Origin of the sequence: Streptomyces sp. NPDC051563 (genome assembly GCF_044454225.1) — a bacterium.
Classification (GTDB): domain Bacteria; phylum Actinomycetota; class Actinomycetes; order Streptomycetales; family Streptomycetaceae; genus Streptomyces.
The window spans coordinates 329,036-348,563 of record NZ_JBITDL010000002.1 but is presented as its reverse complement, the minus strand read 5'-3'; the positions used below and the strand labels follow the sequence as shown (position 1 = coordinate 348,563).

The 19,528-nt window shown below is 72.2% G+C and carries 19 protein-coding genes and 1 pseudogene; 8 read left to right on the top strand and 12 right to left on the bottom strand.

Features of this window, described 5'->3' with window-relative positions; genetic code table 11:
• Nucleotide 1 precedes the first annotated feature (1 nt).
• Together ACIA8F_RS03820 and mca are read right to left on the bottom strand one after the other, a co-directional pair.
• Complete coding sequence (locus tag ACIA8F_RS03820) at nucleotides 2-220, bottom strand: hypothetical protein (protein ID WP_399376529.1); 219 nt, start codon at nucleotides 218-220, stop codon at nucleotides 2-4.
• A gap of 2 nt (nucleotides 221-222) precedes the next feature.
• Complete coding sequence (gene mca / locus ACIA8F_RS03815; protein WP_399376528.1) at nucleotides 223-1,104, bottom strand: mycothiol conjugate amidase Mca; 882 nt, start codon at nucleotides 1,102-1,104, stop codon at nucleotides 223-225.
• A gap of 121 nt (nucleotides 1,105-1,225) precedes the next feature.
• Here mca and ACIA8F_RS03810 point away from each other — a divergent pair, with 121 nt between their 5' ends.
• Together ACIA8F_RS03810 and greA are read left to right on the top strand one after the other, a co-directional pair.
• Nucleotides 1,226-1,639, top strand: coding sequence for a DUF4307 domain-containing protein (locus ACIA8F_RS03810; protein WP_399376527.1), 414 nt, complete (start codon nucleotides 1,226-1,228; stop codon nucleotides 1,637-1,639).
• A gap of 113 nt (nucleotides 1,640-1,752) precedes the next feature.
• Complete coding sequence (gene greA / locus ACIA8F_RS03805) at nucleotides 1,753-2,250, top strand: transcription elongation factor GreA (protein ID WP_399376526.1); 498 nt, start codon at nucleotides 1,753-1,755, stop codon at nucleotides 2,248-2,250.
• A 96-nt stretch (nucleotides 2,251-2,346) separates the two neighbouring features.
• Here greA and ACIA8F_RS03800 read toward each other — a convergent pair whose 3' ends face one another.
• From ACIA8F_RS03800 to ilvA, 3 genes are all read right to left on the bottom strand, one after another.
• The gene (locus tag ACIA8F_RS03800) at nucleotides 2,347-3,198 is read right to left on the bottom strand and encodes an ABC transporter permease (protein ID WP_399376525.1); all 852 of its coding nucleotides are present in this window, start codon (nucleotides 3,196-3,198) and stop codon (nucleotides 2,347-2,349) included.
• Entirely contained in the window at nucleotides 3,195-4,235 is a 1,041-nt protein-coding gene (locus ACIA8F_RS03795) for an ATP-binding cassette domain-containing protein (protein WP_399376524.1), read from the bottom strand. The genes ACIA8F_RS03800 and ACIA8F_RS03795 overlap by 4 nt, the downstream gene beginning before the upstream one ends.
• A gap of 168 nt (nucleotides 4,236-4,403) precedes the next feature.
• Nucleotides 4,404-5,636 (bottom strand): threonine ammonia-lyase, encoded by a 1,233-nt coding sequence (gene ilvA / locus ACIA8F_RS03790; RefSeq protein ID WP_383954852.1) that lies wholly within the window; start codon nucleotides 5,634-5,636, stop codon nucleotides 4,404-4,406.
• A 298-nt stretch (nucleotides 5,637-5,934) separates the two neighbouring features.
• On the opposite strand from ilvA, the gene ACIA8F_RS03785 reads away from it, so the two are divergent.
• The 3 genes from ACIA8F_RS03785 (at nucleotide 5,935) to ACIA8F_RS03775 (ending at nucleotide 7,361) form a co-directional block, all read left to right on the top strand.
• Nucleotides 5,935-6,468 (top strand): MarR family winged helix-turn-helix transcriptional regulator, encoded by a 534-nt coding sequence (locus ACIA8F_RS03785; protein ID WP_399376523.1) that lies wholly within the window; start codon nucleotides 5,935-5,937, stop codon nucleotides 6,466-6,468.
• A gap of 168 nt (nucleotides 6,469-6,636) precedes the next feature.
• The gene (locus ACIA8F_RS03780; RefSeq protein WP_399376522.1) at nucleotides 6,637-7,122 is read left to right on the top strand and encodes an RNA polymerase; all 486 of its coding nucleotides are present in this window, start codon (nucleotides 6,637-6,639) and stop codon (nucleotides 7,120-7,122) included.
• Entirely contained in the window at nucleotides 7,119-7,361 is a 243-nt protein-coding gene (locus ACIA8F_RS03775) for a hypothetical protein (RefSeq protein ID WP_399376521.1), read from the top strand. The genes ACIA8F_RS03780 and ACIA8F_RS03775 overlap by 4 nt, the downstream gene beginning before the upstream one ends.
• A gap of 114 nt (nucleotides 7,362-7,475) precedes the next feature.
• Here the strand turns inward: ACIA8F_RS03775 and ACIA8F_RS03770 are convergent, their stop codons facing one another.
• Complete coding sequence (locus tag ACIA8F_RS03770) at nucleotides 7,476-8,633, bottom strand: cystathionine gamma-synthase (RefSeq protein WP_399376520.1); 1,158 nt, start codon at nucleotides 8,631-8,633, stop codon at nucleotides 7,476-7,478.
• A gap of 137 nt (nucleotides 8,634-8,770) precedes the next feature.
• On the opposite strand from ACIA8F_RS03770, the gene ACIA8F_RS03765 reads away from it, so the two are divergent.
• Entirely contained in the window at nucleotides 8,771-9,877 is a 1,107-nt protein-coding gene (locus tag ACIA8F_RS03765) for a hypothetical protein (protein ID WP_399376519.1), read from the top strand.
• 78 nt (nucleotides 9,878-9,955) lie between these two features.
• Complete coding sequence (gene msrA, locus ACIA8F_RS03760) at nucleotides 9,956-10,621, top strand: peptide-methionine (S)-S-oxide reductase MsrA (protein WP_399376518.1); 666 nt, start codon at nucleotides 9,956-9,958, stop codon at nucleotides 10,619-10,621.
• A 74-nt stretch (nucleotides 10,622-10,695) separates the two neighbouring features.
• On the opposite strand, the gene ACIA8F_RS03755 is transcribed toward msrA, so the two are convergent.
• From ACIA8F_RS03755 to ACIA8F_RS03745, 3 genes are all read right to left on the bottom strand, one after another.
• A complete protein-coding gene (locus ACIA8F_RS03755; RefSeq protein WP_399376517.1) occupies nucleotides 10,696-13,437 on the bottom strand; it encodes a PKD domain-containing protein in 2,742 nt (913 codons plus the stop codon).
• Nucleotides 13,438-13,662: 225 nt separating this feature from the next.
• Nucleotides 13,663-15,840, bottom strand: coding sequence for a sulfatase-like hydrolase/transferase (locus ACIA8F_RS03750; RefSeq protein WP_399376516.1), 2,178 nt, complete (start codon nucleotides 15,838-15,840; stop codon nucleotides 13,663-13,665).
• Nucleotides 15,841-16,000: 160 nt separating this feature from the next.
• A complete protein-coding gene (locus tag ACIA8F_RS03745) occupies nucleotides 16,001-17,047 on the bottom strand; it encodes an NAD(P)-dependent alcohol dehydrogenase (protein ID WP_399376515.1) in 1,047 nt (348 codons plus the stop codon).
• Nucleotides 17,048-17,325: 278 nt separating this feature from the next.
• Between ACIA8F_RS03745 and ACIA8F_RS03740 the strand changes: the two genes are divergently transcribed.
• Nucleotides 17,326-18,270, top strand: a complete 945-nt coding sequence (locus ACIA8F_RS03740; RefSeq protein WP_399376513.1) for a helix-turn-helix transcriptional regulator — start codon at nucleotides 17,326-17,328, stop codon at nucleotides 18,268-18,270.
• A 5-nt stretch (nucleotides 18,271-18,275) separates the two neighbouring features.
• Here ACIA8F_RS03740 and ACIA8F_RS03735 read toward each other — a convergent pair whose 3' ends face one another.
• The 3 genes and pseudogenes from ACIA8F_RS03735 to ACIA8F_RS03725 all read right to left on the bottom strand — a co-directional run bounded on the left by ACIA8F_RS03735 (nucleotide 18,276) and on the right by ACIA8F_RS03725 (nucleotide 19,525).
• Nucleotides 18,276-18,422, bottom strand: coding sequence for a hypothetical protein (locus ACIA8F_RS03735; protein ID WP_399376650.1), 147 nt, complete (start codon nucleotides 18,420-18,422; stop codon nucleotides 18,276-18,278).
• A gap of 23 nt (nucleotides 18,423-18,445) precedes the next feature.
• Nucleotides 18,446-18,790 (bottom strand): annotated as a pseudogene (locus tag ACIA8F_RS03730) (GNAT family N-acetyltransferase); the annotation flags it as partial.
• Nucleotides 18,791-18,847: 57 nt separating this feature from the next.
• A complete protein-coding gene (locus ACIA8F_RS03725) occupies nucleotides 18,848-19,525 on the bottom strand; it encodes an ABC transporter ATP-binding protein (protein WP_399376511.1) in 678 nt (225 codons plus the stop codon).
• Nucleotides 19,526-19,528 lie beyond the last annotated feature (3 nt).

Below are 19,528 nucleotides of genomic sequence, written 5' to 3'. Positions count from 1 at the left end.
CCTACGGGGCGCGCGGGCCCTCCGTCGGGGCGGGCTCGGGGGCTTCCTTGAAGTCGACGCGGCCCATGTGGCGGCTCATCGACTTCATCAGGCCCCACACCCCGAGGGCGAGGGCCGCGAACACGACGAATCCGAGCAGGCCCGGGGTCACCTTGTTCTTGTCGAAGGTGTCGCCGGCCAGCGGAAGGAGCTGGGCGATTGCTTCGTGCGTAGCGCTCATAGCTACGCATTCTCCCGGATGCCCGCGAAGAGGTCGGACTCGGGGAGGGAAGTGTCCACGAGGGACTTCGCGAGCTCGTACTCCTCCGTCGGCCAGACCTCCTTCTGGATCTCCATCGGGACGCGGAACCAGCCGCCGTCGGGGTCGATCTGCGTGGCGTGCGCGATGAGCGCCTTGTCACGGATCTCGAAGAAGTCGGCGCAGGGCACGTGCGTGGTCAGGGTCCGCTCCTTGCGCTCGAACTCCTTCCACCGCTCCAGCCACTCCCCGTACGGGGATTCCAGGCCGCGGGCGAGCAGCGCCTCGTGCAGGGCGACGGTGCGCGGCTTGTTGAAGCCCTGGTTGTAGTAGAGCTTCTGCGGCTGGTACGCGGGGCCGAACTCGGCCTCGGGGTACTTCTCGGTGTCGGCCGCGTGATCGAAGGCCACCATCGTGATCTTGTGGGTCATGATGTGGTCGGGGTGCGGGTAGCCCCCGTTCTCGTCGTACGTGGTGACGGCCTGCGGCCGGAAGGCGCGGATCTTCTTCACCAGACGGCCGGCCGCCTCGTCGACGTCGGCCAGGGCGAAGCAGCCCTCGGGCAGCGGCGGCAGCGGGTCGCCCTCGGGCAGCCCGGAGTCGACGTATCCCAGCCACTCCTGGCCGACGCCGAGGATCTCGCGCGCCTCGTCCATCTCCTTGGCGCGCACCTCGTGGATGTTCTCCTCGATGTACGGGTCGCCCTGGAGCTTGGGATTGAGGACGGAGCCGCGCTCGCCGCCGGTGCAGGTGACGACCAGCACGGACACCCCCTCGGACACGTACTTGGCCATGGTGGCCGCGCCCTTGCTCGACTCGTCGTCGGGGTGGGCGTGGACGGCCATCAGTCGAAGCTGCTCGGTCAAGACAGGATCCTCTTTGAGTCGTCAGGGCGGGCGCTCCTATAGTGACCGAATCGGGAGGTGGAAAAATTCCGGGGGGTCACCCCGGGATCCCGGTCTACGCCCACCTCGAAGGGAACGATCGATGAGCGCGGTGCGCGAAGAGCTGCCCGAGGGCCGCTACGGCCGGTCGGCGGACGAGCGTGCCGACCGCAAGCTCAAGGTCATCGGCTCCGTCCTCGGGGTCGCCCTGCTGGGTGTGGTCGGCTGGATCGGCTGGGACTACGTGGCCGGGCAGAGCGTGAGCGCCGAGCTCATCAAGTACCAGGTCGTCTCCGACACCGAGGTCCAGGTGCACCTGGAGGTCCGCAAGGAGACCTCGGTCACCGGGGTGTGCACGCTGAGCTCGCAGGACGAGGGGCACGGCGAGGTCGGCCGCGCCGATTTCACGTTCGCACAGAAGAGCGGGCGCGTGGACGAGGTGGTCACGCTGAAGACCACCGGCCGGGCCACGATGATCGAGATCGTCGGCTGCCGCGCGGCCGGCTCCGCGGGCTGACCCGACGCAGTTCACACACTTGGCGTCCTCCCCCTTTTCTTCCCGAATTGTTAGGCTCGTGGTTTCGTCCGCCGCTGGCGGCTTTGTAGTCCCTGTACCGACGAGGAGCACCCGTGACCCAGACGAGCGAGAGCGTCACCTGGCTGACCCAGGCGGCGTACGACCAGCTGAAGGCCGAGCTGGAGTACCTCTCTGGTCCCGCACGGTCGGAGATCACGATCAAGATCGCGGCGGCCCGCGAGGAGGGTGACCTCCGTGAGAACGGCGGTTACCACGCGGCCAAGGAGGAGCAGGGCAAGCAGGAGCTGCGCATCCGCCAGCTCACGCAGCTGCTGGAGAAGGCCAAGGTCGGCACGGCCCCCGCCGCCGACGGCGAAGTGGCACCCGGCACCCTGGTGAAGATCGCCTTCGACGGTGACGAGAGCGACACCATGGAGTTCCTGCTGGCCTCGCGCGAGTACGCGTCCTCGGACTTCGAGACCTACTCCCCGCAGTCCCCGCTGGGCTCCGGCGTGCTGGGCAAGAAGATCGGCGAGGACGCCCAGTACGAGCTGCCGAACGGCAAGCAGGCGTCGGTCAAGATCCTCGACGTCAAGCCCTTCACCGGCTGATCACCCCCCTTTCTTCACACCGCCTTTTACACCGCGAAGCCCCGCCGAGCCGCTGCTCGGCGGGGCTTCGCGCATGAGGGGTACGGGCCGCGGTGGCTACGCCGTCGCCGAGCGGTACTTGCGTACGGCCAGGGTCCGGAACACCACGATGATCACGACGGACCAGATCAGCGAGGCCCACACCGGGTGCGTCATCGGCCAGGCGTCCGACGGCGACACACCCGGGTTGCCGAAGAGTTCCCGGCAGGCCTGGACGGTCGCGCTGAACGGGTTCCACTCCGCGACGGGCTGGAGCCAGCCCGCCATGTTCTCGGTGGGCACGAACGCGTTCGAGATGAACGTGACCGGGAACAGCCAGATCAGCCCTCCCGAGGTGGCCGCCTCCGGGGTGCGCACCGACAGGCCGATCAGGGCGCCGATCCAGGAGAAGGCGTAGCCCAGGAGCAGGAGCAGGAGGAAGCCCGCGAGCGCCTTCGGCACGCCCTCGTGGATGCGCCAGCCCACGAGGAGCGCCACGATCGCCAGGACGACCATGGTCAGGGCGGTCTGGACGAGGTCGGCCAGGGTGCGGCCGGTGAGGACCGCGCCGCGGGCCATCGGCAGCGACCGGAACCGGTCGATGAGGCCCTTGTGCATGTCGTCGGCGATGCCCGCGCCGGCTCCGGCGGTGGCGAAGGTGACGGTCTGCGCGAAGATGCCGGCCATCAGGAACTCGCGGTAGGCGGCGGGCGAGGTGGAGCCGCCGATCATCATCGAGCCGCCGAAGACGTAGCTGAACAGCACGACGAACATGATCGGCTGGATCAGCCCGAAGATGACCATCTCCGGGATCCGGGACATCCGGATCAGATTGCGCTTGGCCATCACCAGGGAGTCGTTGAACCCCTGGACGATGCCGCCGCGCGGGCGAGGCGCCGCCGACTCCGGGGTCGTGGAGGTGAGGGTCACTTCGCCACCTCCTTACGGTCCTTGCGGCCGCCGGCCGACTTCGCGGACTTCGCGGACTTCGCGCCGTCGGCCGACTCGCCGTTCTCCTCGGCGGCCCGTTCCGCCGCGTGGCCGGTCAGGGAGATGAACACGTCGTCCAGGGTGGGACGGCGCAGGCCGATGTCGTCGATCTCGATGCCGCGCCCGTCCAGTTCGCGGATGACCTCGGCGAGCAGCTTGGCACCGCCGGAGACCGGCACGGTCAGCTTGCGGGTGTGCTCCTCGACGGTGGTCTCGCCCTTGCCGAAGCCCGCGAGCACCTCGCGGGCCGTGACCATGTGCTCGCGCTCGTGCACGACGACCTCGACGCGCTCGCCGCCCGTCCGGGCCTTGAGCTCGTCGGAGGTGCCGCGTGCGATGACCCGGCCGTGGTCGACCACGGCGATGTCGTGCGCGAGGTGGTCGGCCTCCTCCAGGTACTGCGTGGTGAGCAGCAGGGTGGTGCCGCCGGCGACCAGTTCCTGGATGATCCCCCACAACTGCTGGCGGTTGCGCGGGTCGAGGCCGGTGGTGGGCTCGTCCATGAACATCACGGGCGGGCTGACCACGAGGGCCGCGGCGAGGTCGAGGCGCCTGCGCATGCCGCCGGAGTACGTCTTGGCGGTGCGGTCGGCGGCGTCGCCGAGGTTGAAGCGCTCCAGCAGTTCGGCGGCCCGGGCCTTCGCCGCCTTGGCGCCCATCTGGTAGAGCCGGCCGACCATCTGGAGGTTTTCCCGGCCGGTGAGGTATTCGTCGACGGCGGCGAACTGGCCGGACAGGCCGATCGAGCGCCGGACTTCGTTGGGGTGTTTGAGGACGTCGATCCCGGCCACGACCGCCTTGCCGCTGTCGGGCTGGAGGAGGGTGGTCAGGACGCGGACGGTCGTGGTCTTGCCCGCACCGTTCGGGCCGAGCAGACCGAGGACCGTGCCTTCGGGTACATCGAGGTCAACGCCGTCCAGAGCCCGTACATCGCCGAAGGTCTTGACCAGACCTTCGGCGTAGATGGCGCCTGGCATATGGGTGCTCCCAGTGCGAATCGAACCGGCTGAATCGTGACATTCCTACGCGAAATCCTATGGGTGCCGAGCCGACCTCGCTCGGCCGAACGGGCGACACCGTATCGCGTCATATCGCGTCTCGCCACCGGAGCGGGAACATCGCGTCAGCCAGGGCTCGTCACCCTGCTAGCTCATGACCGTGTACCCCGCGCCGTGCAGCGCCCGCGCGACCTCCGCGCAGTGCTTCGGCCCCTTCGTCTCCAGGTGCAGCTCCACCTCCACCTCCGTGAGCCCCAGGCGCGGATCCGTCCGCACGTGGCTCACGTCCAACACGTTCGCATCCACCACTGACAACTCCCCCAGCAGACCGGCCAGCGCCCCCGGCCGGTCGGTCACCCGCAGCCGCAGCGACAGGTAGCGGCCGGCCGCCGCCATGCCGTGGCGCAGGATCCGCTGCAGGAGCAGCGGGTCGATGTTGCCGCCGGAGAGCACCGCCACCACCGGGCCGTCGCCGTACAGTTCGGGCTCGCTCAGCAGCGCCGCCACCGGGCTGCACCCGGCCGGCTCGACCACCAGCTTCGCCCGTTCCAGGCAGAGCAACAGCGCGCTGGAGAGCGCGTCTTCGGACACCGTACGGACGTCGTCGAGCAGCTCGCCAATGATTTTGAAGGGGATGTCGCCGGGCCGGCCCACCTTGATGCCGTCCGCCATCGTGACCGGGTTGTCGATCGACACCGGGTGCCCGACCTTCAGCGAAGGCGGGTACGCGGCCGCGCCCGCCGCCTGCACCCCGATCACCCGCACGTCGGGGCGCAGCGCCTTCACCGCGACCGCCACCCCGGCGGCGAGCCCGCCGCCGCCGATGCCGACCAGGATCGTGCGCACCTCGGGGCACTGCTCCAGGATCTCCAGGCCGACCGTGCCCTGGCCCGCGATGATGTCGCGGTGGTCGAAGGGGTGGATGAACACCGCCCCCGTACGGTCCGCGTAGTCCTGGGCGGCGGCCAGCGTCTCGTCGACGACCTGCCCGTGCATCCGCACCTCGGCGCCGTAGTCCTGGGTCGCGGCCACCTTCGGCAGGGGCGCCCCGACCGGCATGAACACGGTCGAGCGGACCCCGAGCAGGGAGGAGGCCAGCGCCACGCCCTGGGCGTGGTTGCCCGCGCTGGCGGCGACGACCCCTGCGGCCCGCTGCTCGGGGCGCAGGCCCGCGATGCGCACGTACGCCCCGCGCAGCTTGAAGGAGCCGGTGCGCTGGAGGTTCTCGCACTTGAAGTGGACCGGGGAGCCGGTGAGCGAGGAAAGGTACCGGCTGCCCTCCATCGCGGTCACCCGGGAGACGCCGGAGAGCATCTTCTGGGCCCCCCGGATGTCGTCGAGGATGACCTGCGGGACGGGCTGCGGCACGCGGTAGTTCATGCGGCCAGTCTCGCAGCCGGTCCGCCGCACGTTCCGCTGCGCTGGGCGGGACGGGTGAGCGGCCGCTCCGGGGGCCTTGCGGGACCCGGGCGGGAGCGGCGGGCGGCAGGCCGGAAGGAGCCGGGCGGGACCCGGGCGGGACCCGAGCGGGAGCGGCGATATCTCGCCATGCGGGACGGCTCGTAGACGCCGTTTCACCGCTGCCGTATCAGTTCTTGTACGAGGAGTACGAGCCGTCCCACGGCCGCGTACTCTGTCCCCCATCCTTGTCGGCCCCATGCGAAGAGAGCCCACGGCCATGCCCTCCACTCCGGCCAGTTCCGACCTGCCCGCGCCGGCCGGCGCGCCCGCCGAAGCCGGTCTCCTCGACGCGCTCCAGCACCAGGTTGCGGTCTTCGCCCGGCGCGCCGAGCAGACCCGCCTGGGCGGGGTCGGCCAGGCCCGCAACTCCATGGACCGGGCCGCGTACCTGCTGCTGAACCGGCTCGACCTGGAAGGCCCGATGGGCGTCAAGGCGCTCGCCGGCGGCATGGGCATCGACTCCTCCACCGTCACCCGCCAGGTCGCCCCGCTCGTCGACAGCGGCCTGGTCAAGCGGACCTCGCACCCCGAGGACGGCCGGGCCGTGGTGCTCGCGCTGTCCCCGCGCGGGCTGGCGCGGCTGGAAGAGGTCCGCTCCTCGCGGCGCGAGCTGATGGCCCGGGTGACGGACGGCTGGGACGAGGAGGAGCGCGAGGCGTTCACCGGGCTGCTGACCCGTTTCAACGTCTCGCTGTCCGAGCTGATGTCGGCCGGCGCCGAGCCCGGCTCCGAGGCCGGCCCCGCCTCCTGACACCGGGCGGAGGCCGTGGCCCGGGCCGGGGCGCGCCTGGCCCGGAGCCGGCTGACGCCGATTCACGCCCTGCTCGCGCCTGGCCGATACCCGACTGATGCCCAGCGGCCGCCGGACCTGACGCCCGACCCCTTCCGAGGCGGTCCCTCCGGCCGCACTATGTGGACTGTGGACCACGGGCCGGGCGCCTACACGGAGTTCGAAGCCTTCGTCGCGGGAGCGGCGGGGCGGCTCCTGCGCGTCGCGATCCTGCTGACGGCGGAGCCCGCGACGCCCCCGTCCGAGGCCCCCGCCGCGCGCGGGCTGCTCGGCGACGCGCTGGCCCGTACGTACGCGAACTGGCGCAGGCTGCGCGGGGACGACCCGTACGACCACACCCGCCAGGAGCTGTGCGCCGCCTTCGCCCGCACCGGCCGCCGCCACCACGGGGGCAGCGGGGTACTGGGGCGGCTGGGCCCGCTGGAGCGGCTCGTCGTGGTGCTGCGGCTCTACGAAGGGGTCGCGGAGGAGGTCACGGCCGCGCAGCTGGGGCTGGCGCCCGAGCGGGTGCGGGCCCTGTGCGGCCGGGCCGTCGCCGAGCTGGGCTCCCGCCCCGGCGCCGCCGCAGGTGCCGCCGGTGCCCGGCCGGATGCCCGCGGCAAGGAGGCGGCATGAGTCCCGCCGATCCCCGGGAAGCCCAGGTCAAGCGGCTGCTGGAAGACCCGTACCCGGCGGTGCCGCCCGATCTCGCGGCGGGCGCGGCCGCCCGCGGCGACCGGCTGATGCGGCGCCGCCGGACCCTGCGGCGGACCGGCTGGACCCTGCTGTGGGCGGCCCTGGTGGCCTTCGTGGTGTGGGCCTCGCTGACCGGCGCCTGGTCGACGCCTTCGAGCGAGGTCAGCCCGCCCTGGTAGAGCAGGGGCTCCCCGCCCCGGTGGAGCAGGGGCTCCCCGCCCCGGTGGAGCACGGTCTCCCCGCCCCGGCACGACGTGCTCGGGCGGGGAAACCTGCTCGGACGGACGGGACGACTAGCCCAGCGCCTGCGCGAGGTCGGCCAGCAGGTCGTCGGCGTTCTCGATGCCCACCGACAGGCGGACGAGGTCACCGGGGACCTCCAGGGCCGAGCCGGCCACCGAGGCGTGGGTCATGCGGCCCGGGTGCTCGATGAGGGACTCGACGCCGCCGAGGGACTCGCCCAGGGTGAAGATCTTGGTCCGGTCGCAGAGCGCGACGGCCTCCTCCTCGCCGCCGGTGACGCGGAAGGAGATCATGCCGCCGAAGTTGCGCATCTGCTTGGCGGCGATCTCGTGGCCCGGGTGCTCGGGCAGGCCCGGGTAGAGGACCGTGTGGACCTTGGGGTGGCGGGCCAGCATCTCGGCGATCTTGCCGGCGTTCTCCGCGTGCCGGTCCATGCGGACGGCCAGCGTCTTGATGCCGCGCAGCACCAGCCACGAGTCGAAGGGGCCGGCCACGGCGCCCATGGCGTTCTGGTGGTAGGCCAGCTCCTCGCCCAGCGCCGCGTCGGCGGCGACGAGCGCGCCGCCCACGACGTCGGAGTGGCCGCCCATGTACTTGGTCAGGGAGTGCACGACCACGTCCGCGCCGAGCGCGAGGGGCTGCTGCAGGTAGGGGGACGCGAAGGTGTTGTCCACGACCAGCTTGGCGCCGGCCGTCCGCGCGATGTCGGCGACGACGGCGATGTCCGTGATGCCGAGCAGCGGGTTGGATGGGGTCTCGACCCAGATGACCTTGGTCTTCGGGGTGATCGCCGCGCGCACCGACGCCGGGTCGGAGGTGTCGGCGACCGACCACTCGACGCCCCAGCGGGAGACGACCTTCGCGAAGAGGCGGAAGGTGCCGCCGTAGGCGTCGTTCGGGATGACCACGTGGTCGCCCGGGGAGAGCAGCGTACGCAGCAGGCAGTCCTCGGCGGCGAGCCCGGACGCGAAGGCGAGGCCGCGCCGGCCGCCCTCCAGCGCCGCGAGGTTCTCCTCCAGGGCGGTACGGGTCGGGTTGCCGCTGCGGCTGTACTCGTAGCCGCCGCGCAGCCCGCCGACGCCGTCCTGCTTGTACGTGGACACCTGGTAGATCGGGGGCACGACCGCGCCGGTCAGGGGGTCCGCCGTATTGCCCGCGTGGATGGCACGGGTCTCGAAGCTCTGGTGCTCGTGGCTGTCGTCGCTCATGGCCCGATGCTATGCCCCGTAGGACCCCTCCGCGGCCCCGCCCCTGGGGCTCCGGGCACCTGCCGCGGGGCTCCTCTCCCACGGTCGGCTTTGCCTCCTATTGGCTTTCGCCCGGGTCGGTCTGGTTCGCTGGGGTCATGGAGATTCTGTGGTTCCTGCTCGCGATGGGTCTGCTCTTCGCCGCCCTCTCACCGATCCTGCGGCGCAGGCGCGGCGGACTGCGCCTGGTCCAGCCCGGGAGCCCGGACGCCGCCGACCCGGCGAACTACGGATTCGCCCTCCAGGAGGAGCTCGACATCCGGATCCCCGGCCCCGACCAGGACCTGATGGACGCCCTCGACCACGTGCGGCGGACCGGGCAGTGGCAGGCCGCCTCCCAGCTGCTGGCCGGTACCGCCCGGGAGGGTGAGGTGCGCTGGCAGCGCGTCCAGGCCTTCGCCGGCTCGGCGGCGCTGGAGCTCTCCCAGGAGCCCGGGGCCGGGGCGCGGTGGCTGAAGGCCTGGCGGCTGGAGGCCCCGAAGGACGCGGGCGGCGCGCAGGTGCACGCCGAGCTGCTGGCGCAGCAGATGTGGCGGCGTCCGGAGGGCATGAGCGAGGCCGACGTACGGATCATCGCGGAGGAGGCCCGCGAGTCCTGCCACAAGGCCGCGCTGCTCGCCCCCGGCGACCCGGTCCCGTACATCATCGAGCTGTCCGTGGCCCGCATGCTGCACTACTCCGAGCCCGAGTACGACGCCCTGTGGGCGAAGATCATCGACCGGGCGCCCCAGCACATGGGCGCACACCTGGCGGCCCTGAACTACTGGTGCGAGAAGTGGCACGGCTCCCGCGAGAAGGCCGACGCCTTCACCCACCACGCGGCGGCCCGCGCCCCGCAGGGCTCCCTGCTGGCCGCGCTCCCCCTCTTCGCCCTCTACGAGCACGTCCCGGACGTCGTCCTGATCCGCAGCTTCCACCAGAGCGCGTCCGTGACCCGCGCGGTGGAGGGCGCCCTGTACGCGGTCCACAGCGCGCGCCCCGACGACCCGATGCTGGCGCACGTACGCCACCTGTTGATCCTCTTCCTGGTCGGCGGCGAGCGCTGGGCGGAGGCGATGGACCAGATCCGCCACGTCGACGGCTACGTCGGCGCCCTCCCCTGGTCCGCCGACCCCGACCCGGCCGCCTCGTACGCCGTCTACCGCGCCCTGGCGGTAGCCGGCTACGAAGCCAACGGCGGCTCCCCGGCGACCCTGCCGCACTGACGGCGCCCGGCGCCTTCCCGGGCACGGGAATCCCCACCCCCCGTCCGCCGTTATCGGTAGACCACTAGGAGGGAATCCATGTTCTCGTACCGCCGCACGCCCGAGCTGCCCACCCGCGAGGAAGCCCTGACCGGCCGGGCGGAGCCGCTCTTCGGACTGCCCGCCGTGCACACCGTGCTCGGCAACCCGCTCGCGGGCCCGTACCCCGCCCACCTGGAGGTCGCGGACTTCGGCCTCGGCTGTTTCTGGGGCGCCGAGCGCAAGTTCTGGCAGACCCCGGGGGTGTGGACCACCCTGGCCGGCTACCAGGGCGGTTTCACCGAGAACCCGACCTACGAAGAGGTCTGCTCGGGCGGCACCGGCCACACCGAGGTGGTCCGGGTCGTCTTCGACCCCTCCCTGGTCTCCTACGAGGCCCTGCTGAAGCTGTTCTGGGAGTCCCACGACCCCACCCAGGGCTTCCGCCAGGGCAACGACGTCGGCACCCAGTACCGCTCGGCGCTCTACACCCACTCCCCCGCCGCCCAGGCCACCGCCGAAGCCTCCCGCGAGGCCTACCAGCGCGTCCTGAGCGCCTCCGGCTACGGCACGATCACCACGGCCGTCCTCCCGGCGGAGGATCGCCCCTTCTGGCCGGCCGAGGCGTACCACCAGCAGTACCTGGACAAGAACCCCGGCGGCTACTGCGGCATCGGCGGCACGGGCGTCTCCTGCCCGATCGGCGTGGCCCGCGCCGAGGGCTGAGCAGTACCCCTACGGCAGAGCCCCGGTCCCCGCGCACTGCGGGGGCCGGGGCTCTGCCGTGTGCCGTGAGGGCGTCAGCTCGTCGTGAAGTAGCCGAGGAGGTCGGTGATCACGTGGTTGGGGCCGCCGTAGCTGTTGAAGATGTTCACCTTGCCGCCCGTGCCGACCTGGGTCGTCACGTGGTTCGGGACCGTGAGGCCGGGGAGGGTGTTGAGGCTGCTGGCGGCCGGGAGCGTGCCGCCGTAGGCGTACGCGGTGAGGAAGCCGGGGGCGGTGGTGTCGGTGGCGGTGATGTTGAGGACCGCGCCGACGGCGGTGGTGGGAATGCCCGAGACCGTGGTGGTGGCGCCCGGGGCGACCTTGCCCGTGGTGCGGGTGTCCGCGAGGCGCTGGGGGACCACCGGGGTGAAGAGGGCCTTGCCGTCCTTGCCGTAGTAGCCGACCGCGTCGAGGATCAGGTGGGTCGAGCCGGTGTTCGTGAAGAGGGTGATGGTGCCGTTCGGGCCGACGGGGACGATGGCCTGGTTGGACTTGTCCTTGCCCGGCTCCACGTTCAGGTTCGAGGTGGTGGGGCGCTTCGCCGGGTCCGGGTAGGCGATGACGTGGCCCTGCTCCGTCGCGCCGGTGCTCGTCAGGTTCAGGGCCACGGCGGTGGCGTCCGCCGGGATGCCGTTGACGCCCGCCACCTTGACGGTGCGGGTCTTGCCGCCGCCCAGTGCGCCGCCGGTCGTACGGGTGTCCAGGACCCGGGTCGGGGCGAGCGGGGAGAAGCGCTCGCCGACGTTGGGCTGGTAGTAGCCCACGAAGTCCACGATGAGCGAGGCCTTGCCCGAGTTCAGCTGGGCCTGGATCTTGCCGTCGGCACCGACCGGGACGGTGACCGTGTTGGAGGAGGTGCCGCCGGCCACGACGTTGACGTTCGAGGTCGCCGGACGGGGCTGACCCGAAGGCCAGATGCCGAGGTGGGTGTCCTCCGTGGCACCGGTGACCGTGACGTTCAGGACCGCCGAGGCCATGCCGCCCGAGAGCTCGTGTCCGCGGATGGCGGTCGAGTTGGGCAGCTGCACGGGGACCGGATTCCCGCCCTGAACGGGGGTGTTGGTGGTGCGGGTGTCCAGCAGGCGGAAGGGCTCGGAAGCGACGTAGCCGGACGGTGCGTACCGGGCCTTGACGGTCTTGGTGACCGTGGACTTCGCGCCCTTGGAGTCCTGGACGGTCAGCGTCACCTGGTAGTCGCCAGGCGACTTGTAGGTGTGCCCGGTCCTGGACAGCTCGTCGGCGTGAGCGGTCCCGCCGTCGCCGAAGTCCACGTCCATGCTCGTCACCGGCCACGGAGCCGCGCTGGCTGCCGGGTCGACCGAGATGCTCAGCGGGTGGGCGCCGCCCAGGGGGCTGGTGTTGGTCGGCAGGTCCGGGGTGGCCGTGAACGCGGCGGTCAGCGGGCCGGCCGCGGTGACCTTGGTGGATCCGGTGTCGGAGACCTCTTTCCCGACGGCGTTGATCGCCGTCACCGTCACCCCGCAGTCGCACGGGGCGCTGTACGCGTGCTCCGCGGTGGTCGCCTTGGTGGTCACCGGGGACGTCCCGTCACCGAAGTCGTAGCGGTAGGTGAGTGCGGCGGCCCAGGAGCTCGTCGGCTTCGCCGTCGCCTTCACCTTGGTGCCGGCGGGCGCCCAGGCCGGTGCGACGTCCAGCGCGACAGCGCTCAGGTCGTCCTGGGTTTCGACGGCGCCGCGGTCGACGTAGCCGCCGTCCTTGCCCGTGTTGGCGACGCGCGGGTCGTCCGCGGTCGGCTTCCCGTAGTAGTCCGTGGGCAGCACGCCCGGCGCCGTCGGGTCGCCGGAGTCGATGGTGGGCGAGCCGTCCTGCGGGCCCACCGCGTTGAAGTCCGGGGCCAGGATGTCGTGGGCGCCCTGGCCCGTGGCGGCCTTCAGCGCGGCCGGGGTCGCGTAGTCGCTGCCTCCCCACGCGTAGGGCGTCACCTTGAGGTCGGGGCCGGTGATCAGGTTGTAGTCGGCGCGCGTGCCCGACGCCGCGCCGGCCGACACGGCGATGCCCTTGCGCGATGCGGGCGTCGTGCAGCGGGTGGCCGTGTCCCAGTTGAAGATCACGTTGTTGAACAGTGCCGACCCCGACGCGGCGGCGCCGACCGAGACGGCCGCTCCGCAGCCCATGACGAAATTGTTGTTGGTGACGGCGGTGTCGACGGCGTCCACCACGTCGATCGCCGTTCCGTCGCCCTCCACCTTGTTCCGGCTCAGCACCGTTCCGCGGGCACCGGCTTCGATCCGGGCGCTGTTCAGACGGCTCCGGAGGAGCCTCACGTCCGTGCTTCCCTCGCCGACCACCAGGCCGACGGCAGCGTCCCGGTTCGAGACGTAGAGACGGTCCATCTCGACGTCGCCGGAACGGCTGACCGTGATGCCGGCGTAAGCCTGCAGCCCGCGGACCACCACATGGGAGGCACCGCTGATGTTCAGTACCCTGCCGAACGCCAGGGCCGTCGGTTCGGCGGGCTGCTCGGCGGCGAAGACGACGGGCTTGCCGGGCTCCCCCGAGCGGCTGAGCGTGACGTCCTCGTCATAGTTCCCCGGCACGATCCGCACGGTCTGGCCCGGCTTGACCACCTTCGCGGCCGCCGATATCGAGCAGAACGGGACGGCCTTCGTCCCGGTGCCGCCGTCGGTGCAACGCGAGTCCGCGCTGTTGTTCACGTACAGGTCGGCCGGGTCCGCGGCGGCCGCCGCGGTGGCCGGCAGGCCGAGGAGGGTGACGAGGCCCGCGGTGAGCAGGGCCGTCCTACGGGTAGGGCGCACGGGGCAGGGTTCCTTCGGCGACGAAGCGAGGGGAAGGACCCGGGGACGCGGTGGCGCAAGCGGCTGCCCGGCCGTTCCCCCCTGCAACGGTCGGGCACACGCTGATCCGCAAGTCTCCGAGCATCATCCACTGCCGTGCACCCGCTGTCACCCCGGATGATTCGCCGTCATTCCCCCATAACGGGCCCACCGGAGGGGCCTCCCCTCCCCGCCGGTGGGCAGTCCTCAGACCACCGTGACCCGCGCCGCCGCCCACGAGGTGTGGTCGAAGGCGGAGTTCGCGTTGGCGTCCTCGACCACCAGGTGGAGGAGGCGGATTCCGCGGACGTCCACGTCGAGCGCCGTGGGTCCCGAGGCGCCGGTCAGGACCCCGGTGGTGGCGAGGATCCGGCCGTCGCCGCGGACGGTCGCGCGGGTGGCTCCGGACGCCGACTGCTTCTTCGAGAAGTCGTCGATGCCGACCAGGGCCGTGAAGCGGTTCCCGCGGCCGCCCAGGTGGTAGACGATCTCCGAGGGGGCGTGCACGCCGAGGCCCTTCGCGTACGTGACCCCGCCGAAGGCGATCGGGGTGCCGTCGCCCGCCGCCTGCTTGCCGTTGGAGCGGTCGATCTCGACCGGGCCCCAGCCGTTGGCCGCCGAGACCCAGGGCAGGTCGCTGAGGTAGCTGTCGCGGGTGGGCGGGGCGGGCAGCGGGGCGTACGGGGTCTTCGCGGTGAAGGTGTGGCCGCTCGCGGTGGCCGTCGCGGTGAGGGTGGTGGCGGGGGCGCCCGGCGGGGCGGTGAGGTTCCACAGGGTCGTCAGGGCCTCCCCCGGGGCGAGGGAGGCCGCCGTGGCGGGGCCCGCCGGGGTCGCGGTCCAGCCCGCCGGGAGGGTCGGAGTGATCCGGGCGTCGGCCCAGGGGCGGGCCGTTCCGTTGGCCAGGGTGGTGGTGAGGGTGCCGGCGGACGGGGAGGCCGTCGCGGTCAGGCCCCAGGGGCGGCGGGCGTACGCATCGGCCCAGGAGGAGCGGAGCAGGGCCGTGAGGGAGGCGACCACCGCCGGGTTCGCGGCGGCCACGTCGCGCTGCTCGCCGAGGTCCGCCGTCAGGTCGTAGAGCTCGAACTGCCATTGTGCGTCCGGTACGTTGCGGTCCCGCGCCGGGGCGAACCGTACGGCCTTCCACCGGTCCTTGCGGATGGCCTCCGCGACCTGCTTCGCCCGGCCGCCGTCCTGTGCGTTGGCCCGGCTGGTGACGCCCTGCTCGTCCCGGTACCAGTACAGGTGGTTGTGGAGGGGGGCCAGGGCCGGGGTCCCGTTCAGGACGGGGGCCGCCGAGAGCCCGTCGATGTCGGAGGGGGCCGGGGCGCCGCCCGCCAGGTCGGCGAGGGTGGGCAGGAGGTCGTAGAGCGGGGTGGGGCGGGCGCTGGTGGTGCCGGGGGCGATCCGGCCCGGGGACCAGGCGACGAGGGGGACGCGGACGCCGCCCTCGTACAGGTTGCGCTTGTAGCCGCGCAGCGGGCCGTTGGCGTCGAAGAGGTCCGGGTTGACCCCGCCCTCCTCGTGCGGGCCGTTGTCGGAGGCCACCAGGACGACCGTGCGCTCGGCGACCCCGCGCGCCTTCAGCCGGTCGACGACCGCGCCGACCTGGGCGTCGAGGAGGCTGATCTGCGCCGCGTGGGACTTGTTCGCCTGCGTCCAGGACCGGGAGGCGTAGGCGCTCGCAGCGGGGATCTCGCTCGGGGCGTGCGGGAGGTTCGGGGTGAGGAAGAGCAGGAAGGGGGCCGGGCCGGCGGCGTGGGCGTCGATGAAGCCGAGGGCGCGCGCGGCGATCGCGTCGGGGGCGAAGGTGCCCGTCGGGACGGTCTCCTTGGCGTTGCCGTTCCAGAGGTACGCCGGGTAGTACTCGTGAGCGTGCCCGTGGTCGATGTACCCGTAGAACTCCTCGAAGCCGCGCGCGGACGGGTGGCTCGGCTGGTCCCCGGCCTCGGGTCCGAAGCCCCACTTGCCGAAGAGGCCCGTACGGTACCCGCGTGCCCGGAGCACCTCCGCGAAGGTGGTGTCGCCCGCGCCGAGGCTGCCCTGGCCGCCGCCGGAGGGGTTGGCCCGGACGGCGGCGTGGCCGGTGTGCAGTCCGGTCAGCAGCGCGGCACGGGAGGGCGCGCAGACCGCGGCCGCGGAGTAGGCGTCGGTGAACCGGAGCCCCTCGGCGGCCAGTTGGTCGATGCGCGGGGTGGCGATCAGCTTCTGGCCGTACGCGCCGAGGTCGCCGTAGCCCAGATCGTCGGCCAGGATCACCACGAGGTTCGGCGGTCCCTGCGTCCCCGCGGCTTCGGCCGCCCGCGCGGGCCGGACGGCCTGCGGGAGGGCCGTGAGGCCCACGGCGGCGGCCGCGGAACCCGCGAGGAAATGGCGGCGGCTGGGCATCTCGAACTCCCCGGTGACAGAAGGCTGGTGGGAAGATCGTCCGCGCGGGCGGCCGCGGAGACCATGCACGGGGCATGAAAAGCGTGTGACGGCGGCCCCGGGGGGGGCGTGCCCCGGGGCCGCCGTCATCTGCCGCCGGTCAGCCGGCCGACGTGTCGGTTCAGATCGTCGAGGTGTCGATGACGAAGCGGTAGCGGACGTCGCCCGACTGGACGCGCTCGTAGGCCTCGTTGACCTCCTCGGCGCGGATCACCTCGATCTCGGCGCCGAGCCCGTGCTCCGCGCAGAAGTCGAGCATTTCCTGCGTCTCGGCGATCCCGCCGATCATCGAGCCGGCCAGGGTCTTGCGGCCGCCGATGACGGAGAACAGGTTCAGCGAGACCGGCTCCTCCGGGGCGCCGACGTTCACCAGGGCGCCGTCCACCTTGAGCAGGCCCAGGTAGGCGTCGAGGGCGAGCGGCGCGGAGACGGTGGACACGATCAGGTCGAAGCGGCCGGCCAGCTCCGTGAAGGTGGCCGCGTCGCTGGTGGCGTGGAAGTGGTCGGCGCCCAGCTTGAGCCCGTCCTCCTGCTTGCGCAGGGTCTGCGAGAGGACGGTGACCTCGGCGCCGAGCGCATGGGCGATCTTGACGCCCATGTGACCGAGGCCGCCGAGGCCGACGACCGCGACCTGCTTGCCGGGGCCGGCCTGCCAGTGCTTGAGCGGGGAGTAGAGGGTGATGCCGGCGCACAGCAGCGGGGCCGCGACGTCGAGCGGAAGGCCGTCGGGGATGCGGACGGTGTAGTTCTCGTCGACGACCAGGTGCGTGGAGTAACCGCCGTACGTGGGCTCGCCGTTCTTGTCGAGGGCGTTGTACGTGCCGGTCATGCCCTTGGCGCAGAACTGCTCCTGCCCGGCGAGGCACTGCTCGCACTCGCGGCAGGAGTCGACGAAGCAGCCGACGCCCACCCGGTCGCCGACGGCGAACTTGGTGACCTCGGGGCCGACCTCGGCGACGACACCGGCGATCTCGTGGCCCGGGACCATGGGGTAGATGCCCTCGCCCCAGCCGTCGGTGACCTGGTGGATGTCGGAGTGGCAGATGCCGGCGAACTTGATGTCGATGAGTACGTCATGGGCGCCGACCGGACGGCGCGGGACGGTGGTGCGCTCCAGCGGGGCCTTGGGCGCGGGAGCGGCGTAGGCGGCGACCTGGGTGACGGACACGGTGGGGCTCCTCGGAAGACTGTGCTGCGGCCGTACGGGATGGGCGTACGGGATTGCCGTGCGGGACTGCTGTGCGGTGCTGATGTGCTGCGGTGCTGCTGTGCTGCTGTGCAGTCCCGCCGGGCGGTACCGCAGTGCGGTACCGCCGTGTGATCACAGCCTGCACCCCTCCGTCCCGGACACCCATCCCCCTGCCCTGCCTAGGTCTGGCGGACCTACCCTTGGCGGGGTCAGGCTCGTGCCCCCGGCCTGCGCGCCCGCGCGGGGATACTGGGGTAATGGACCAGCTTGATCAGCGAGCCGAGCTCGGCGAGTTCCTGCGCTCCCGGCGGGCCCGGCTGCGCCCCGAGGACGTGGGCCTGCCCGACTACGGGCGCCACCGCCGGGTCCCCGGACTGCGCCGCGAGGAGCTGGCGCAGCTGGCCGGGGTGTCGGTGGCGTACTACACGCGCCTGGAGCAGGGCCACGGCCAGAACGTGTCGGCGGAGATCCTCGACGCCATCGCCCGGGCCCTGCGCCTGGACGGTACGGAGCGTGCGCACCTGAGCCACCTGGCCGGCCCCAAGCCCCGCAAGCGCCGCCAGGCCCCGCGCCCCCAGCAGGTCCGGCCGGAGCTGCGGACGCTGCTGGACGCCATGGACGGGGTACCGGCGTACCTGGTCGGGCGGCGCCAGGACGTCATCGGCTGGAACCGGCTGGCGGCCGCGGTCTTCGGCGACTTCGGGGCGCTCCCGGCGCAGGAGCGCAACCTGGTGCGGCTGGTGTTCCTGGACCCGGCGACGGCCGAGCTGTACGCGGACTGGGAGTGCCGGGCGTGCGAGGTGGTGAGCAACCTGCGCATCTACGCCGGGCAGTTCCCCGACGACGAGCGGCTGTCCGCGCTGGTCGGTGAACTCTCCGTCAAGAACGAGGAGTTCCGCCGGCTGTGGGCGGCCCACACGGTGGCCGACAACAAGACGCACGGCGTCAAGCGACTGCGCCACCCGCTGGTCGGCGAGCTCCGGCTCTCCTTCGAGACCCTGTCCCTGCCGGACGACCCGGCGCAGTTCCTGGTCACCTACCACGCGCCCCCGGGCTCCCCGTCGGCCGACGCCCTCAGCCTCCTCGCCTCCTGGTCCGCGTCCCCCGCGGGCCCGGACCGGAAGCAAGGCCAGGACCAGGGCAAGGGCAAGGACCAGAGCCGGGAGCACGCCCCCGGTCCCGTCGGGGAAGCCGCCCCGTAACGCGGCTACAGCGTCAGCTGGAAGTACCCGACCCCGCGCTCGCGCCGGTAGCCCAGGGCCTCGTTGACCGCGAGCATCGGGGTGTTGTCGTCCGCCACCGAGGTGGCGATGGTGCGCAGGTCCGGGTGGCGGGTCGCCTCCTCGGCGAGCATGGACCCCCGAGATCCACCTCCGCCGCCACCGAGGTGCGGCCGTCCGCGAGCAGCTCCTCACGGACCCGCGCCCACAGGGCCGCTCCCACACCGCGCCGCCGCGCGTCCGGGCGTACGGTCAGCTCGTCCAGGAACGCGGTGTGCTCGTTGGCTCCGTCGGTGAAGAGGACCAGCGAGGCGACCGCGTCGTCGGTGGCCCAGTACTCCGAGCGCCCCCGCACCGACGGCACCCGCAGCGCTCCGGCGACCTCCGTCCGGGAGGGCGGCGGAGTGCCCGGCCGGTCGGCCGTCCGGGCAGCTGCCAGGACGGCCCACCAGTGGTCGATCTCGCTGTCGGTCGGGGGCACGGAGAGCGCGGTGATCGTCATGGTCCGGACCCTAAACCGGACCGCGTCGGCCTGCCCAGACCTTCTTCGCGGGCCGTCTCAGCCGTTCTCGGTGATGGTCACCTTGCCCCGGCGGATGGTCGCCACCCGCGGGGCCCGCTTCGCGAGCGCGCTGTCGTGGGTGACCATGACGAAGGTCAGGCCGTGTTCCTTCCACAGCCCTTCGAGCAGTTCCATGACCTCGTCGCGCATGGACTCGTCGAGGTTGCCGGTCGGCTCGTCCGCGAGCAGCACCTTCGGCCGCTTCACCAGCGCCCGGGCGATCGCCACCCGCTGCTGCTGGCCGCCGGACATCTCCCCGGGCAGGTGCCCCATCCGCTCGCCGAGCCCCACGGAGTCCAGCGCCTCGGCGGCCCGGTCGCGCCGCTCGCGGGCCTTCAGCCCGAGCGGGACGAGGGCCGTCTCGACGTTCTCCTGGGCGGTGAGCGTGGGGATCAGGTTGAAGGACTGGAACACGAAGCCGATGTTCTCCGCGCGGACCCGGGTGAGGCGGGATTCGGAGACGGTGGCGAGGTCGAGTCCGTCGAGGACGATCTGTCCCGCCGTCGGACGGTCCAGGGCGCCGAGCATCTGGAGCAGGGTGGACTTGCCGCCGCCGGTGGGCCCCTGGATGACGAGCCGGCCGCCGTCCTCGATGGTCAGGTCCACGCCGGCGAGGGCGTCGATGGATTCCTTGCCGCGCTGGTAACGCTTGGTGACACCGGTGAGCTGGTACATCTC

Bases quoted from the DNA above. Each gene is read 5' to 3' on its own strand.
- ACIA8F_RS03795 (WP_399376524.1), bottom strand. From the start codon at position 4,235: ATGCCAGGCGCCATCTACGCCGAAGGTCTGGTCAAGACCTTCGGCGAT.
- ACIA8F_RS03785 (WP_399376523.1), top strand. From the start codon at position 5,935: ATGCCCTCCACTCCGGCCAGTTCCGACCTGCCCGCGCCGGCCGGCGCG.
- ACIA8F_RS03810 (WP_399376527.1), top strand. From the start codon at position 1,226: ATGAGCGCGGTGCGCGAAGAGCTGCCCGAGGGCCGCTACGGCCGGTCG.
- ACIA8F_RS03770 (WP_399376520.1), bottom strand. From the start codon at position 8,633: ATGAGCGACGACAGCCACGAGCACCAGAGCTTCGAGACCCGTGCCATC.
- msrA (WP_399376518.1), top strand. From the start codon at position 9,956: ATGTTCTCGTACCGCCGCACGCCCGAGCTGCCCACCCGCGAGGAAGCC.
- ACIA8F_RS03820 (WP_399376529.1), bottom strand. From the start codon at position 220: ATGAGCGCTACGCACGAAGCAATCGCCCAGCTCCTTCCGCTGGCCGGC.
- ACIA8F_RS03750 (WP_399376516.1), bottom strand. From the start codon at position 15,840: ATGCCCAGCCGCCGCCATTTCCTCGCGGGTTCCGCGGCCGCCGCCGTG.
- ACIA8F_RS03775 (WP_399376521.1), top strand. From the start codon at position 7,119: ATGAGTCCCGCCGATCCCCGGGAAGCCCAGGTCAAGCGGCTGCTGGAA.
- ACIA8F_RS03725 (WP_399376511.1), bottom strand. From the start codon at position 19,525: ATGTACCAGCTCACCGGTGTCACCAAGCGTTACCAGCGCGGCAAGGAA.
- ACIA8F_RS03735 (WP_399376650.1), bottom strand. From the start codon at position 18,422: ATGCTCGCCGAGGAGGCGACCCGCCACCCGGACCTGCGCACCATCGCC.
- ACIA8F_RS03765 (WP_399376519.1), top strand. From the start codon at position 8,771: ATGGAGATTCTGTGGTTCCTGCTCGCGATGGGTCTGCTCTTCGCCGCC.
- ACIA8F_RS03740 (WP_399376513.1), top strand. From the start codon at position 17,326: ATGGACCAGCTTGATCAGCGAGCCGAGCTCGGCGAGTTCCTGCGCTCC.
- ilvA (WP_383954852.1), bottom strand. From the start codon at position 5,636: ATGAACTACCGCGTGCCGCAGCCCGTCCCGCAGGTCATCCTCGACGAC.